The sequence below is a fragment of the Oleomonas cavernae genome, from assembly GCF_003590945.1.
GTDB classification, from domain to species: Bacteria; Pseudomonadota; Alphaproteobacteria; order Zavarziniales; family Zavarziniaceae; genus Zavarzinia; species Zavarzinia cavernae.
This window is the reverse complement of record NZ_QYUK01000011.1, coordinates 1,390,436-1,405,660: the sequence shown is the minus strand read 5'-3', so window position 1 is coordinate 1,405,660 and position 15,225 is coordinate 1,390,436. Positions and strand designations below refer to the sequence as shown.

Here is a 15,225-nt window from a genome sequence, read left to right as displayed (position 1 = left end):
CTTTAGCTTGATGGCCTTCGGCAGCGGCCGCAACAGACCCGGGGAGAGCAAGGGTGGACAGTTCGTCGATCAGTTTCACGGCGCACTACACGGCGCAGACCTGGCAGGAACACGGGCTCTCCCTGCCGCAACTGAAGACCGGTGCCGGCGAGGCCATGTACCGCGCCATGGCGCCGGCGGAACGGGCGGGCAGGGTGCTGCTGGGCACCAACCTGCACGCCATGCTGGTCGAGCGCCACACCACCATGGACCGGCTGCTGGGCGAGATCCTCGACGGCGCGCCGGCAACCCAGGTGTTGGAGATCGCCTGCGGCCTGTCCGCCCGCGGCTATCGCTTCTCGCAAAGCCATCCGGGCATCCGCTATGTCGAGGCCGACCTGCCCCGGATGGCCGCGACCAAATCGGCCCTGCTCGCCAAGGTCGAAGGCCTGTCGCCCGAACACAAGGTGGTGCCGATCGACATCCTGGCGGCCGAGGGTCAGCACAGCCTGGAGGCGGTGCTGGCCGCCGCCTTCGACCGAGGCCGGCCGATCGCCGTCATCACCGAAGGCCTGATGAACTATTTCCAGCTGCCTGTCGCAGACGGATTCTGGCGCCGCCTGGTAGCCGCGCTGAAGCACTTCCCGGCCGGCACCTATCTGACCGAAACCTACCCCGTGCCGGACCGGGCGCTGATGCGGCTGGTGGCCAGGGCGGGGGCTGCGGGGCTGCGCGTCATCTCCCGCAGCGGGGCTGCCATTCATTTTGCCACCGATGCCGATGCCGTCGCTCACCTCCGCCGGGCCGGTTTCGGTGATGTGCAAAGCCACCGGCCCAACGGCCGCTCGCTGGTCCGCATCATCGTGGCCCGGACGGCCTGACCGGCGCTCAGGCGCCGGCCACCACCATGTGGCTGTGGCCCCACCAGGCGGGCAGGGCGGCAATCCCCGCCAGGGCATGGTTGTCGGCGCGCAGGGTCATGATGCCCTCCCAGTAACCGGTAACGTACCAACTGCCGCCGTCGGGCGACAGGGCCAGGCCGCAGGGCCAATGCAGGCCCAGCGCATCGGTGCGGATGAGCTTCCTGGTGTTGCCGGTCGCGCCGTCGAAAACCGCGATCAGATGGCGGGCAGGGAAGGTGACGAGGATTTCGTCGGCGGCCGGATTGGCGGCGATCGAGAGGCCGTGGCGGGCCAGGTCCGCCTGATCGGCCATCAGCGGGCGGGCCTGGCGGCCGACGATTTTCAGTGGCAGGGCCGGGGCATAGTCGAGGCCCGGCTCGGCGGCGGGGTCGCGCTCGCTGCCCGCGCCGGGGGCGGCCGGAACCACCCTGGCCGTCACCCCGAAGATGCGGTCGAGCGAGGGCGCCACCAGGTGACGCAACTCGACGGCCGGATCGGCGCCGGCGATGCGATCGACCAGCCGGCCGGACGACAGCTCGACGATCGTCGCGCAGGGGGCGACCACGTGGGGGATGACCGGCTGGCCTGCCACCGCATCGGCGGCGACGGTACTGCCGTAGTTGGCGATCACCAGATGGCGGTGGTCGCCCGTCACCTGCATGTCGTGCGGCCGCAGGCCATAGCTCGAAAAATCGCTAACCGGGGCCAGCGAGGCGGCATCGCGGATGACCACCCGGCCGGCAAGGCGGGCGAGGTCGGCGCCGGTGTCGCCCGTGGCCGGATCGGCTGGCGCACGCTCGGCGACGGCGACGTGGCGGCCGTCGGGCAGGGGGATCGGATGGCCGCCGAAGAGCCAGCCGGGCCGGGCCGGACGCACCATGGCGACAAGGTCGAGGGTCTCCAGGTCGAAGCTGACGACCGTGTCGCCTTCCATGCCGGCGAGGATGCCCACGCCAGCCGCCGGCATCAGGGTGACGCCATGCCCGCGCACCGGAAACGCCGCCCGTTTCGGCGGTGCCTCGGGAAGGCCAGGTCGACCACCGACAACAGCGTGCGCGGCCCGGTCCAGCCCGCGGGCACCCGGGACACGCCCGGCAGATCGACGATCAGGCGGCCGTCCTCCGCCGCTTGCGCCGTCCGGTAGCCCGGCACGTACAGGCGGGGCGGGCGGCCCCGGCAAGGCTGCGGGCCGCTCCCCCCAGGCCCAGGGCCGTGGCGCCAAGGCCAGCCGCCGCTTTCAGTGCCGCCCGGCGGGTGAAGGCAGGAGGCGGGACGGGGTCAGTCACCGCCGCCCCCACCGCCGCCGCCCCCACCGCCACCCCCGCCGCCGTCCCGCCGGGGTGGCGGGCCGCCGCCGGGCGTGGGCGGCGTCACGTCCTGGGTCATGGTATCGGTCCAGTCGCTGTAACCGCCGTCGCCCGGCTTCCGGGTCACCGAATTGGGGCCCAGGTAGTTGTCGGAGATCCAGGTCGCCACGGGCCTGCCGTTCGGCCCCTGAATCTGCGTCACCGTGTAGGTGTGGATGCTGGCGTCGGCAAAGCCGGGCACGCGGTAACCGCTGTAGGTATAGACTTTGATGGTGTGGTCGGCCGGAATGTCGCCATTGTTCTTCAGGGTCTGGAGATTGTTGGCGATCGCCTGGCCGCGCCGGGTCGAGGCCTCCACGCAGCTGCCGCCCGACAAGTTGAAGACATTGGTGTAGATCGTGGTGCCGCCGGTATCGCTGGAAGCCTTCGAGACCGCCTTGTCCACCGCGTCCAGGTTCAGCGGCTTGGCCGGCGGCGCTTCGACCGCCGGGGGCGGCGGCGGTGGGGGTGGCGCCGGTGGCGAGGCCGGCGGTTCGATGCAGCTGGCGAGGACAGTCGCCGCGAACAAGGGCGCGCTGAAGCGCCCGAATTTGCCGATGCGCATGGCGGCCTCCTTCAACGGATATCGTAGACGGCGACGGCGAAGGCGCCGCTGGCGTTCGAGCCGGCCGCCGTGAACTCGAACAGGGCAACCAAGGCGCCATTGGCCTGCTGCACCGCATAGCGGGTTGCCGAGAAGGCGGCGAAGTCGATCGGGTGACCGCGCTCGCCGGCATAGGCGGCCAGCTCGTCGAGGCTGGACGGCCAGCGGCCGTGGGTTCGCTGGAACGAGGTCAAGGCGTCGCGCACCAGTTGGACCGGCGGGTCGTTCTCGGCGACCATCCCGCTCAGGATCGGTTTACCGGCCTCCTGCGCGCCGGCGGCCGAGCCGGCCGCGGCGACGGCGAAAGAAACCAGGGCGCCGAGCCCCAGTGCCATGAATCTGGTCATGATTTCCCCCGAATTGAACACGCACGATGGTTCGGCTGGGCGCTTTCCGAGGGCATTCGGCGGAAGGTGTCAGCGCGGGTCGCGCGATAGTTGAGCTTTACGCGACGGGTTGCCCGGTGATCCGACACCGCAACGACGCACGCCGTTACGGAATCGATTAATCCTGATTGACCCCCGCCGCAAGGGGTGGTCCCCGTTTGGCGGCGGACACTTAGACGAAGACGAAGTCGCTGGCGTGGATGGCGGCGGCGTTGGCGAAAGTGATGGTGTCCTGGATGCCGCCGCCGAAGGAGACGATCAGCCATTGCGTGGCATTGAGCTGGATGAAGAGAGCGCCATCCTCGGCCGTGCCGTAGCCGGTGAAACGCAGGCTGTCCCCGGCCGAGGCGCCGTTGCCGTCGAAATCGATCACCGTATCGCCGTTCGCCTGCTCCGCCTCGAAGACGAACACGTCGTTGCCGGCCCCGCCGGTGAGGGTGTCCGCCCCGGCCCTGCCGTCGATCGTGTCCTTGCCGTCGGCGCCGTTCAAGGCGTTGGCGCCGCTGTTGCCGGTGAGGCTGTTGGCCAGGCTGTTGCCCGTGCCGGCGATGTTGCCGGCGCCGGTCTGCACCAGGTTTTCGACATTGGCGGTGAGGGTGTAGCTGATGCCGGCGCGGGTCGTGTCGGTGCCGCCGCTCGCCCCTTCGATGACGGCGTCGCCCGCATTGTCGACCACATAGGTGTCGTTGCCGGCATTGCCTGTCATCGTGTCGGCACCCGTGCCGCCGTCCAGCGTATCGCTGCCCGAATTGCCGATCAGCGCGTCGGCCCCGCCCAGGCCCGACAGGACATTGGCGCCGGCGCCGCCGGTGATGGTGTTGGCAAGGCTGTTGCCGGTGCCGTCCACCGCCTGGCTGGTGACCAGTTCCAGGGTGTCCAGGCCGCTCCCCAGGGTGAAGCTGACGGTGCTGCGCACCGTGTCGAAGCCGCCGCCGCCGGCCTCGGTGATCGTATCGCCGACCGAATCCACGATGTAGATGTCGTCGCCGGTGCCGCCGCGCATGCTGTCGTTGCCGGTGCCGCCATCGAGCGTATCGTTGCCGGCCTGCCCCAGCAGCGTGTCGTCGCCCGCGTCACCCGAAAGAACGTCGTCGTCGTCGCCGCCCTCGAGCGTGTCGTTGCCGGCCCCGCCGCCGATCGTGTCGATGCCGGCCAGGCCGAACAGGCGGTTGGCGGCGGTGTTGCCGGTCATGCCGTTATCGAGCGCGTTACCCGTGCCGGTCGTCGAGGCAGTGCCGGTCAGGCGCAGGTTCTCGACATTGGCGGAAAGCGTGTGGGTGGCCGAGCTCTGCACGAGGTCGATGCCCTCGCCGGCGCCCTCGACGACCTGGTCTCCCAGGTTGTCGACGACATAGATGTCGTTGCCGCTGCCGCCGGACATGGTGTCGGCGCCGCGCCCGCCATTGAGGATATTGGCCAGGGCATTGCCGGTGATGGCGTTGGCCAGGCTGTTGCCAATGCCCTCGAGGGCGCCGCCCTCCAGGATCAGACGCTCCAGATTGGCGCCTAGCGTGTAGTCGATGGCGCTCCTGACCGTATCGTCGCCGCCGCCCGAAACCTCGACGACCACATCGCCGGCATCGTCGACGCCATATTCGTCGTCGCCCGTGCCGCCGGTCATCGTGTCGGCGCCGGCCTGACCGTCGAGCCGGTCATTGTTGGCGCCGCCGTCCAGCGTGTCGTTGCCACCGCCGCCGAACATGCGGTCGACCGCCTCGTCGCCCGCAAGCACATTGGCATCCCCGTCGCCCGAGGTGGTGCGTTCCAGCTGGAAGACGGCTTCGGCAATGAAAGTGTCGTTCAACTTGTAGGTCGCGACGACACGCGCAAGGTTCAGGGCGGAGACGGCGGACTGGGTTTCGGCATCCCCGCTGCCCGCGATCACGAAGGGATCGACGAGATCGGTCAGGAACGGGTTTCCAGCCGCCGGATCGAAGAGGCTGGCCCTGATGTTCCCCGCCGCCGTGAAGCTGGTCAGCAGCAGGCCGTTGGACAGGGTGGTGGCACTGGGATCGGTGCTGTCGGCGAAGATCGACCCGCCGAGATAGCTGGCCACGGCATCGCCTGCGGCCGAGAATTGCAGGTGATTGATGCCGATGGGCTGGCCGAAAAACTCGTTGTCCTCATAGGCAACGACAAAGCCGCCCGAGGCCAGCGCGGTGACGCTGGGATGCTGGTTGATCGTGCCATCGGTATCGAGCAGCGTCGGCGCCTTGCGGACGGCGCCGCCGGCTTCGTAGACCGCGTACCAGACCTCGGTCTCGGCGCCGGCATGACGCTCCCAGGCGACGGCAAAGCCGCCGTCGTTCAGGGCGGCGATGCTGGGGGCCCGGTCATCGGCCGTCGAGGCGTCGACCTGGAAACTGAGGACGACGCTGATGCCGTCGACGATGGTCACCCGGATGTCGCGGTCCGAGCCGCCGAATTCGATCTGGTTTGCGACGACATAGCGGTTGCTGCCGTCCTTGAGGCCGGCGACGTCCGTGGCGCTGCCGCCCGAGAAGCTGATGGAACCGCTGGTGACGATGGCGCCGCCGTTCGCCTCGCCGATCAGGACCTGGATGTCCGTCGTGGTCGCCGCCGCCATGACGACGTCGCCATTACCGAGCCGGGACACCGCCGGATCGAGCATGTCGAGGAAGAACTGGCCGCTCGGGTTGCCGAGGCTGCTGTAAGTGACGAGGGTCGACTCGGCAGTGCCGGGGAAATCCGCCACGACGGCAAAGCCGCCATCGGCATAACCGACCACATCCGCATTGGCCGATGTGCCGAAGGAAAGAAACTCGGTGTTCCCCTGCTGGACCAGGGAGTAGGACACGTCAACGGCCATTATTCATTCCCCGATAGTCGCCGAGCACGGTGACGCGGCCGTCGTCGCGGACGCGAGCCGACATGGCCGCGAGCGCGAACCGTCATGAACCTAAATGCGAAATCCCCGGGCGGATGTTACGCGCGGCACAATGCGCCAGTCCATGAAATTCAACGCCGACGGTGGGCGTCAGATGCCTTCTGCCAGGTCGGGCAGGGGGGCGGTCGCCAGCGTCGTCGCCTCCGCCGCGTCGAGGCCCAGGGCGCGCAGGACCAGCGCGGCGACATCGGATCCCGCATCCCGCCAGGTGCGCTGCCCGTCCAGCACGAGGACGATCGCCGAAAGCGTCGAGCCGGCGATGACGGCGAGCGCGGCCGCCACCTGGCCGGGCTGGATGTCGTAGCGCTTGCTCTCGATGCCGCGCACAAGATCTTGAACCGGCGGCCCCGCCCATATCTCCCGCAGCGACTTGTTGGTCATCGCGAACTGGACGAGAAACCGCCCCCAATGCGGCTCCTCGTGCGCGCGCCTGACATAGAGCCTGATCCCGATGGCCAGGCGCATGGCCGGATCCTCGGCCCCGGTGTAACTCGACGCGACCCGAAGATCCATGTCCTCGGCCAGTTGCGCCGCGATTGTTTCAAACAGTCGCTCGGGCGAAGCCAGGTTCTTGTAGATGGTCCCCCTGACCACGCCGGCGGCGGCGGCAAGCTCGCTGACCGTGACCGCCGCGGTGCCCTTCTCGGCGAAAAGCTCCAGCGCCGCCTTGTGAATGCGCTTCTGCGCTGCACTGCCCCTCACCGAACACACCTGCCTAATTTAGACATTCTTGTTTGATCATGGCCACTTTGCCGCTGTCCGGTCAACCGGCCCATGTCCGGCTGGCACCGTCGCGGATGCGGCGCCAGGCCGGGTAACCTCCCGTCACGCCTGGGCCGCGCCGGCCTCGCGATGCTCCTGCCGGGCGGCGGCCCAGACCTCCTTGGCGGCATCGGCATTCATATAGGCGATGCCCAGCCCGACGATCACATCGGGCCATATCGAGTGGGTGTAGGCGGTCGCCAGGGCGGCGGCGATGATGGCGACATTGGCGAAGGCATCGTTGCGGGCCGAGAGGAAGGCCGCCTTGGTGAGGCTGCCGCCGTGGTGCCGGTAGCGGGCCAGCAGGAAGGCGCAGAAGACATTGACCGCCAGCGCGCCGCCGCCGGCCAGCGACAAGGGCAGGGGTGCTGGCGGCACCGGAACGTCGAACTTCTGCCACAGCGTCCACAGCAGGGCCAGGGCCGGCGCCAGCAGGATGGCCGCCAGCGCCATGCCGACCTTGGCACGCCTGGTAGCACTCCAGCCCAGGGCGGCGAAGATCAGGAAATTGACGGCCGCGTCTTCGAGAAAGTCGACACTGTCGGCAAACAGCGAGACCGAGCCGATCGAGAGGGCGACCGCGAACTCCACACCGAAATAGGCCAGGTTGAACAATGCCACCAGGCGCACCGTGCGGCGCAGCCCCTCATCGGAAACCATTGTGTAGCTCCTATCATGTCTGCCGGACGATGGTGCCGATTGCATTGACGAGAAGGCGCGCGGCGACCGAGGCCGACAGGCCGTCGATGTCGGCGGGAGGATAGAGCTCGACCAGGTCGAAGCCCGTGATCCGGGCCCGCCGGCCCAGGCCCGCGATCAGGTCGATCGCTTGCGTGTAGGTGAGGCCGCCGGGCGTGCGCGCCGCCACGCCCGGCATGATGCCGGGATCGAGGCCGTCGCAATCGAGGGTGACGACGACCCGCGCGCCTTCCGGGATATGTCGCAGAGCGGCATCGACCCCCAGGGCATGAACCTCGCGGGCGGTCACCAGGCGGCTGCCATAGTGCCGCGCCGCTTCGACTTCGGCGAGGCGGGCGCTGCCGACGCTGCGGAGGCCGACCTGGACCATGCCGGCGACATGCGCCATCTCGCTGGCCCGGCGCATCGGGTTCGAATAGCCGTAGCGTTCGCCATGCACCTCGTCGCGCCAGTCCAAATGGGCGTCGATCTGCAGGATCCAGACCGGCCCGTGATCGCCAAAGCCGGCGATGAAGGGAATGGGCACGGAATCGTCGCCGCCGAGCAGGATCGGTACCGCCGGCAAGGCCAGGACCTCGCGCGTCTTCGCCTCGATCCGGGCCCGGTTGCCAGCATTGTCGTGCATGGTGGTCGGGATGTCGCCGGCGTCGATGCAGCAGACCGGCTTGCCGTCGAACAGCGGGCCGCCGAGATCGAAATCCCAGTGCTCGATAAGCCCGGCATCGTCCTGGCTCGCCGCGCGGACGGCGTCGGCGGCCAAGGCAAAGCCGCTGCTGTCCTTGCCGGGATAGGTGCTGCCGTGACCGGCGCCGAAGATCACCGCCCGGGGCCCGCGGCCTTCGGCGAGGCGATCGGGAAAGCCGAGGAAGGAAGGCGAGGCGCTCATTTCCTGATGATCCCGATGATTGGCTGATTGAGGGTGATGGATATGGTCAGCAGGTCTCGGGCCGCAGCATCAGAGCCACGCCATGGAAGAGACGATTGCCGACCGATTCCCCGTGCAGTTCCTTTCGCAGCCAGGTGATCATCCCCGGTACGACCCGCGCGATCTTCTCGGCGGCGCAATGCCCCAGCCCACGAAGCAGCCATACCTCGGCCGATGGATAACGCCGGAAAACCTCGACGTCGGCGAGCGGAATGTAGGGATCGGCGCTGCCGTTGACCACCAACATGCGAGCACAGTCCGCCTGATCCAGAAGGCCCTGGTCCCGCAAGGAGAATCCCTGCAGCATCCGGTCGGCAACAGCCGCATCTGGATAGGCCTTGAGCCTCATGGCGTTCCCGATGATGCCCGGCATGCCGTTGGGCAGGCCCGCAATATAGGCGCCATCGATATCATTGGCCCCGATAGGCCCGCCGAAGTTGACCGCAACGTCGACATCGCGGCGAAGGGCGAGCTTGGCTGCCCAGTGCCCGCCGAAACTGACGCCGAGAATGCCGATCTTGCCTTGGCCTCGAAATGTGTCGAGGACCGTCCTGTAGACGCTGTCCACCTCATCGGTCAGCGGCAGGTTGCTCTCTCCGGTGCCGGGCATGTCCATCGCGACGACCCGGAGGCCGCCCAATTTGCTCAACATAAGCGCTATCCGATGCAGTTCCATCTTTCCTGTGTCGACGCCGCCTGACAGAAGAACCGTCGGTAACGCCGAAGTACCCTTTGGCATGTATATGTGAACGGGCACGCCGACGATCTCGCCATGCACATTGCACTGAATAAGGCGGCGCTCGAACTGCCCTGGAAAGCGGGATGACGCCTTGAGGAAACACTTAACCTGCTCGTCGAGGGCCGCCACTCGGTTCGGTTTGGCCAGGCAGGGAAACCGGGCAGCTCCGAACAAGGATGACGCCAGCAGCCAATCCGCGGCTGCCTTGGCCCGCGTCGCCTCTTGCATCCACTCGTAGGTCCAGCCGCCGGGCCCGTCGGCCCATGTATCGACGACCCGCGCTTGAACGTTTCGGATCGTCTTTTCCGGGATGCCCCAGGCAACGAACTGCTTGCTGCGTTCCTCGAAGAGGTCGGACGGGGACAGGTCGAATGTGAACATGATGGTCGCCTCTGTTTGGAAGATCGCGAAGATCTCTTGCTGCTCGATTTCAGGAGGGGGCTATTTCCAGTGCAGCATCGGCAGCCCTGCGACCGGCGACCGGAAAACCGCGAGGGAAGTGCCGAGGAGGCTGCCGAGGTAGACCGTCTTCAGGTCTTCGCCGCCAAAGGTGATGCTCGCCATCCATGGGGCCAGCGTGCCCTTTGCCTCCAGCATCTGCCCAAAGTTGGGCCTTCCCCCTGATGCCGTGCGCTCGATCTGCGCCGTTGCCGCCGGGTTGCCGTCGTCCAGAAGCTCGAGCAGGTCGCCTTCAGGCGTGATCGCGAGCAACCGGTCCGCCATGATCATGGTGACCCAGAGATTGCCGTAGGCGTCGAAGGCGATCCCGTCCGGTGCGCCAGGTCCCAGGGCAGGGGGGCCGAACACCTCGCGATTGGACAGCGTTCCGTCTTCGTGTGCTTTGAACCGGGTGATGTGGTTGCCCATGGTCTCGACGACGTAGAGAAACTCCTCTTGCCGGTCGAAGCGGATCTCGTTGGTGAACGCCAGGCCGTCGGCGACGATCCGCGCGCCTTGGTTGTCCATCAGGATGATATAGCCATCGGCCAGATCGGGCCGCAGCGCGTCCATCCAGGGGTTCACCCGGGTCGATACGGTGATCCAGAGCCGCCCGCGCGTGTCCGGCAGCACGAAGTTGACCTTGCCGATCGGTTTGCCGTCGATCAGGTCGAGCAGGACGCGTGTTGTGCCGTCCTTGCGGCTCATCACCTCCAGGCGATCGGTGCCGAAGTTGGCAATGAGAATGTCCCCGTGTGCATCGAAGGCCAGACCGTTGGGCAAGGTGCCGGATGCGAGCCGGGCCTCCAGGCCTTCTGTCGGTGAACGTTCCACCTCGGCTTGGTGAGCGATCAGCCGTTGCTCGCCGCTCGGGGCGATGTGGACGACGCCGCCACGCGCATCCGCCACCCACAGGTCGCCCGACTTCTCGGCCAGCACGCATTCGGGGCGTTGGAGGGCCGTGCCCACGAACGAGACCTGGTCGCGATCCACGCGCCATCCACGCAGTGGGTTGTCCGGCATGTTGCGTCTCCTGGCCCTGGTATGGAATTGCTCGCATTAAAACGTGTTCTAGAATATGATTTAGGTTACGTCAACCAAATCCGGTCGCAAGAATCACCATGGGCAGAGACAGTCAAAATGACGATGTGCGGAGCAGGGTGCTCGACGCGGCCCGCCGGCTGTTCATCGAGAGGGGGTATGAACAAACGACGATCCGAGAGATTTCGGTCGCGTCGGGCGTGTCGTCCGGGAGCCTCTACCACTTCTTCTCGGACAAGGAGGGCGTCTTCCTCCATCTGACGCTGGAGGTCTTCGAAGGAACGCTGCAAGCAGCGGCGAGTGCGGCGGCGCGCTACCGGGACCCACATCTCGGTCTCTCGCTGAAGTGGGCGTTCCTTGTCCGGCTGATCTCCACGGACCGGCGTTTGGCCGAACTGTTTTCCGTGGCCTATGGGTCCTGGAAGATCAGCGAGGCGCTTCTGCGTGTCGCCACGCAGCGTCATCAGTTGCTCCTGGGCGGCGTCCTCGATAGCTGGGACCAAGAGCGATTCTTCATTGCCACCCTGGTTTTGGCCGGCGTCCTGTCGGCGCTGGTGGAGGAACGGGTCAATCTCGACTGCTTGAGCGAGGAAAAGCGGGTCCGTGCATTGCTGTCGACGGCTCTTCCAGCGTTTGGCGCGCGCCCTGAGAAGATTCAAGGATTGATCGAGAAAACGCTCGAGCTGCTGTCATCAATCACCTTGTCGAGTGTCGGCTTCGGTGAGGGTGATCACCGCGCATGACCGTATTGGGTCAGGAGTGACCATTCTCATACAGACGAGACATCCATCAGTCGCATAATATATATTATGGAAATTAATGAGAGATCTTTACCGACAGAACCGGCCTCTCTCCTGAAGCGGAGTTTTCATTTTTATCAGATGTTTAACGGTAATTTCATCAGATGATGGTCTAGCATTGCGCTGTCGTCGGCAGCCGGCGCCGCGGCCATCCCGACTGGTCGCCGATGCTTCGTCGGGCCATCCCAACCAAATGGGATATGAAATCCCGTCGAAAGCCTCCGTCCTGGGACAAAACTTTTGTGGTTGCGCCGCACCGGACGGCGCTAGGCTGTGATGTGTGAGGCGTTAGACCGGGCGGAGTCGGTCGGGGTGTTGGGGATGTCGTTACTCGCAAGCTTCGAGCAGCATGTGGCTGCGCGACCGTACAAGCCGTTCCTGGTGCTCTATGAAGGCGATCGCTTCAAGATCCTGAGCTATCTCGATCTGATGGAGGGCGCCCGGCGCTGGGCGACGGCCTATCGGGCTCAGGGCGTGCCGGCGCGCAGCGTGGTGGTGATCGTCCTCAAGCAGTCGACCGACCTCTACACCTCGTTCCTGGGCGCGATGCTGGCGGGCCTCCTGCCGTCCTACCTGCCCTTCCCGACCCCTAAGCAGGATCCCAAGCTCTACTGGCAGGCCCATGCGACCCTGTTCGAGCGCATCCGTCCGGCGGTCGCCGTGACCTATGCCGAGAATGCAGCGGCGCTGGACGGGATCGCGGCGCCGGTCGGCTGTCCGGTCATCGTCGCCGATGCGCAAGGGGTGCCGCGGACCGACGACGGGGTGCCCAATGTCCTGCCCAAGCAGGACGAACTGGCCCTGCTGCAGCATTCGTCCGGCACCACGGGCCTGAAAAAAGGCGTGATGCTGACCTATGGCCAGATCGAGCGCCACCTGACCGCCTATGGCCGCTCGGTCCAGTTCGGCCTGGACGACATCGTGGCGAGCTGGCTGCCGCTCTATCACGACATGGGCCTGATCACCTCGTTCCTGATGCCCTTGCAGTTCGGCGCCAGCGTCGTCGCCATGGACCCGTTCGAATGGGTCGGCGAGCCCATGTCGATCCTGAAGCTCATCGAGCGCCACAAGGCCAACTACAGTTGGCAGCCCAATTTCGCCCTGGCCCACATGGCGCGCACCAGGCCGGCGGATTTCACCGTCGACCTGTCCAGCATGAAGGCCTTCATCTCGACCTCGGAACCCTGCAAGCCCGAGACCTTCGCCCATTTCATGGCGACCTTCGCGCCCAACGGCCTGCGCCCCGAACAGGTCATCACCAGCTATGGCATGGCCGAGAACGTCTTTGCCTCGACCCAGGGCGAATACGGCGTGCCGGCCCGGCCCCTCTATGTCGACCGCGAGATCCTGCGCACCCGCCGGCGGGCGGTGCCGGTCGCGCACACCGGCGCCGGGGCCGAGGGTTTCATGTCCTGCGGCAAGCCGATCGACGGGCTGGAGATCAAGATCGCGCCGGCCCCCGAAGATGCCGAGCGGGATGATCTGGACGGCGTCGCGGTCGGCGAGGTCTGCATTCGCGCCACCTTCCTGTTCGACGGCTACTACAAGAATGTCGACGCGACGATGGGCGCCTTCGACAAGGACGGCTGGTACCACAGCGGCGACATCGGCTTCCTGCTCGACGGCGAGATTTTCATCTGCGGCCGCAAGAAGGAAATGCTGGTCATCCACGGCCGTAATTTCTATGCCAACGACATCGAACATGCGATCAACCAGGTGCCGGGGGTCAAGCCCGGCCGCTGCGTCGCCTTCGCGCTCTACGACGGCGAGACCGGCAGCGAGGAAGCCGTGGTCATCGTCGAGTCCGAGATTGCGGATACGATCGGCGTGCGCGATCTCAAGCGGCTGGTCAAGAAGGCGGTCTATGACGTGCTGGAGTTGAGCCTGCGCAAGGTCGAGGTGATGCCGCCCGGCTGGCTGGTGAAGTCGACGGCGGGCAAGACCAGCCGGTCTGAAAACATCAAGAAGTTCGTCGGGAGCCGGTCATGAGTGGCGTGCGGGAAGGCGTGGTCAGGGCGATTACCGAGTGTTTCGGCGCTGATGCCGCGGCGATCGGCGACGACACCATCGCCGACGACGTCGAGGGCTGGGATTCGCTCGGCCATACCGTGCTGATGATGCGCATCGAAAAAATCCTGGATATCCAAATTCCGGAAATCGTCGCGGCCAACGCGGCGAATGTGGGGGAACTCGTCACGGCGCTCGAAACCATCAAGGCCAAGCCATGACCGATATTCCCGTCTCGATGCTCGAGGGCAAGATCGGCAAGGTCGCCCTCGGGCGAGGCCGCATGTTCCTGGACGAGGCGCCGGGCTTCCGGGCGCGCGACTACTATTGCCGCTACAACGACTGGACCGAGGTCTTCGAGCGCGGCTGGCGCGATACGCTGCCCCGCTTCGCCGCCCTGTGCAAACAGGTCGGCGCGCAACTGATCGTCATCGTGGCGCCCGACGCCCATGTCGTGCATTCGGGTGACCTGCCCGAAGACATGCCCTTCACCGAGCCCAGCATCGGCCAGCAGTTCGTCGACTACGTCAATGCCATGGGGATCGAGGCGCACTATCCCCGCGCCCTGCTCGAGGCGGCCCTGCACGGTCCCGTCGACGTCTACCGGCGCAACGATACCCACTGGTCGGCCTATGGCGGCTATATCGCCTATCGCCTGCTGATGGACCGCATCACCACGGCCAAGCGGCCGCACGTGGTCGGGCCCGACGATTTCACCTATGTCTCCAAGATGCTGATGGGTGACCTGGGCTGGACCACGGACCCGCCGTATCTCGCGGAAAAGCTCATCCCCACCATCACCAACCGGCGCTCCAAGCAGCCCAAGGTGCGCTTCGACGAGAGCCGCGACACGATCGCGGTGGCCGAGATCGACGATCCCTCCCTGCCTAGTTGCGTGATGATGCGCGACAGCTTCGCGACGGAAATGGGCCCCTTCATCGCGGATTCGTTCCGCCGCACGGTCTTTGCCGGGGTGAAGCGCCAGGCCCTGCCCGAGCTGATCCTCGACGAGCGTCCCGACGTGGTGATCATCGAGCGTGGCGAGCGGGCCATCGCCAACGGCTTCGTCGACTGGAACCACATGACCTATCGGGAAATCTTCCCCGAGCCCGGCAAGCCGGCGGCCATGCGGCTGGACAACGAGGCGCGCCTGCTGCTGCGCGACGGCAACTATCCGACGGCGATCGAACGGTCGGTCCAGGCGGTCACCATGGACCCGACCGCCGATCACTATTTCACCCTGGCCCGCAGCTATATGGCGGCGAAGGCCCCGGCCGAGGCCGAGCGGGCCCTGCTGCGCTGCGTCGCCATCGACAGCCAGCGCTTCTCGTTCCGCCTGCATTTAGGCATCGTGCATCTGCAATTGGCCAGGCCCAAGGAGGCACTGCAGAATTTCGCCCATGCCGTCGTCCTGGCGCCGCACCACCCCCTGGGCTACGAGCATTTCGGCTATGCCGCCATGCAAAGCGGCGATCTGGCCGGCGGCGAATACGGCCTGACCAAGGCGCTTGGCATGTGGCCGGAGAAGTCGAGCATCCACTACTGGCTTTCGGTGGTTCACGAGCAGCGCCACCGCGACCTGCCCGCCGCCATCCGTGCCATGGAAGCCGCCCTCGCCCTGGCGCCCGAACAGGCCAATTTCATCACCAGGCTCGCCTCCCTGCGTCAACGCGTGGGCTGAATAGTCCT

At 66.4% G+C, this 15,225-nt stretch carries 14 protein-coding genes; 5 read left to right on the top strand and 9 right to left on the bottom strand.

The features are described from left to right. Positions 1-53: 53 nt before the first annotated feature. Entirely contained in the window at positions 54-860 is an 807-nt protein-coding gene (locus D3874_RS10430) for a class I SAM-dependent methyltransferase (protein ID WP_119778029.1), read from the top strand. Between the two features lie 7 nt (positions 861-867). On the opposite strand, the gene D3874_RS10425 is transcribed toward D3874_RS10430, so the two are convergent. From D3874_RS10425 to D3874_RS10385, 9 genes are all read right to left on the bottom strand, one after another. Continuing rightward, positions 868-1,872, bottom strand: a complete 1,005-nt coding sequence (locus D3874_RS10425; RefSeq protein ID WP_119778028.1) for a DUF1513 domain-containing protein — start codon at positions 1,870-1,872, stop codon at positions 868-870. Positions 1,873-2,159: 287 nt separating this feature from the next. After that, entirely contained in the window at positions 2,160-2,792 is a 633-nt protein-coding gene (locus D3874_RS28495; protein WP_158595932.1) for a hypothetical protein, read from the bottom strand. 11 nt (positions 2,793-2,803) lie between these two features. After that, on the bottom strand, positions 2,804-3,178 hold the full coding sequence (locus tag D3874_RS10415) for a hypothetical protein (RefSeq protein WP_147385616.1): 375 nt from the start codon (positions 3,176-3,178) through the stop codon (positions 2,804-2,806). Between the two features lie 211 nt (positions 3,179-3,389). Then, positions 3,390-6,047, bottom strand: coding sequence for a calcium-binding protein (locus tag D3874_RS10410; protein ID WP_119778025.1), 2,658 nt, complete (start codon positions 6,045-6,047; stop codon positions 3,390-3,392). Positions 6,048-6,215: 168 nt separating this feature from the next. Next, positions 6,216-6,827, bottom strand: coding sequence for a TetR/AcrR family transcriptional regulator (locus D3874_RS10405; RefSeq protein ID WP_119782244.1), 612 nt, complete (start codon positions 6,825-6,827; stop codon positions 6,216-6,218). 123 nt (positions 6,828-6,950) lie between these two features. Further along, positions 6,951-7,547: a cation transporter gene (locus D3874_RS10400; protein ID WP_119778024.1), complete on the bottom strand. Its 597-nt coding sequence runs from the start codon at positions 7,545-7,547 to the stop codon at positions 6,951-6,953. A 13-nt stretch (positions 7,548-7,560) separates the two neighbouring features. Continuing rightward, positions 7,561-8,472 carry an agmatinase gene (locus D3874_RS10395; protein WP_119778023.1) on the bottom strand — a complete coding sequence of 304 codons (912 nt, stop codon included), beginning with the start codon at positions 8,470-8,472 and terminating at the stop codon, positions 7,561-7,563. Between the two features lie 46 nt (positions 8,473-8,518). Further along, entirely contained in the window at positions 8,519-9,631 is a 1,113-nt protein-coding gene (locus D3874_RS10390) for an alpha/beta fold hydrolase (protein ID WP_119778022.1), read from the bottom strand. 60 nt (positions 9,632-9,691) lie between these two features. Continuing rightward, complete coding sequence (locus D3874_RS10385) at positions 9,692-10,711, bottom strand: SMP-30/gluconolactonase/LRE family protein (protein WP_119778021.1); 1,020 nt, start codon at positions 10,709-10,711, stop codon at positions 9,692-9,694. Positions 10,712-10,848: 137 nt separating this feature from the next. Between D3874_RS10385 and D3874_RS10380 the strand changes: the two genes are divergently transcribed. The 4 genes from D3874_RS10380 (at position 10,849) to D3874_RS10365 (ending at position 15,217) form a co-directional block, all read left to right on the top strand. Beyond that, the gene (locus tag D3874_RS10380; protein WP_158595931.1) at positions 10,849-11,472 is read left to right on the top strand and encodes a TetR/AcrR family transcriptional regulator; all 624 of its coding nucleotides are present in this window, start codon (positions 10,849-10,851) and stop codon (positions 11,470-11,472) included. A 378-nt stretch (positions 11,473-11,850) separates the two neighbouring features. Then, entirely contained in the window at positions 11,851-13,518 is a 1,668-nt protein-coding gene (locus D3874_RS10375; protein WP_158595930.1) for an AMP-binding protein, read from the top strand. Next, positions 13,515-13,757 carry an acyl carrier protein gene (locus D3874_RS10370; RefSeq protein WP_119778018.1) on the top strand — a complete coding sequence of 81 codons (243 nt, stop codon included), beginning with the start codon at positions 13,515-13,517 and terminating at the stop codon, positions 13,755-13,757. Before D3874_RS10375 ends, D3874_RS10370 begins: the two co-directional genes overlap by 4 nt. Beyond that, positions 13,754-15,217: a tetratricopeptide repeat protein gene (locus D3874_RS10365; protein WP_119778017.1), complete on the top strand. Its 1,464-nt coding sequence runs from the start codon at positions 13,754-13,756 to the stop codon at positions 15,215-15,217. Before D3874_RS10370 ends, D3874_RS10365 begins: the two co-directional genes overlap by 4 nt. Positions 15,218-15,225 lie beyond the last annotated feature (8 nt).

Bases quoted from the DNA above. Each gene is read 5' to 3' on its own strand.
- D3874_RS28495 (WP_158595932.1), bottom strand. From the start codon at position 2,792: ATGCGCATCGGCAAATTCGGGCGCTTCAGCGCGCCCTTGTTCGCGGCG.
- D3874_RS10415 (WP_147385616.1), bottom strand. From the start codon at position 3,178: ATGACCAGATTCATGGCACTGGGGCTCGGCGCCCTGGTTTCTTTCGCC.
- D3874_RS10410 (WP_119778025.1), bottom strand. From the start codon at position 6,047: ATGGCCGTTGACGTGTCCTACTCCCTGGTCCAGCAGGGGAACACCGAG.
- D3874_RS10400 (WP_119778024.1), bottom strand. From the start codon at position 7,547: ATGGTTTCCGATGAGGGGCTGCGCCGCACGGTGCGCCTGGTGGCATTG.
- D3874_RS10395 (WP_119778023.1), bottom strand. From the start codon at position 8,472: ATGAGCGCCTCGCCTTCCTTCCTCGGCTTTCCCGATCGCCTCGCCGAA.
- D3874_RS10390 (WP_119778022.1), bottom strand. From the start codon at position 9,631: ATGTTCACATTCGACCTGTCCCCGTCCGACCTCTTCGAGGAACGCAGC.
- D3874_RS10385 (WP_119778021.1), bottom strand. From the start codon at position 10,711: ATGCCGGACAACCCACTGCGTGGATGGCGCGTGGATCGCGACCAGGTC.
- D3874_RS10375 (WP_158595930.1), top strand. From the start codon at position 11,851: ATGTCGTTACTCGCAAGCTTCGAGCAGCATGTGGCTGCGCGACCGTAC.
- D3874_RS10370 (WP_119778018.1), top strand. From the start codon at position 13,515: ATGAGTGGCGTGCGGGAAGGCGTGGTCAGGGCGATTACCGAGTGTTTC.
- D3874_RS10365 (WP_119778017.1), top strand. From the start codon at position 13,754: ATGACCGATATTCCCGTCTCGATGCTCGAGGGCAAGATCGGCAAGGTC.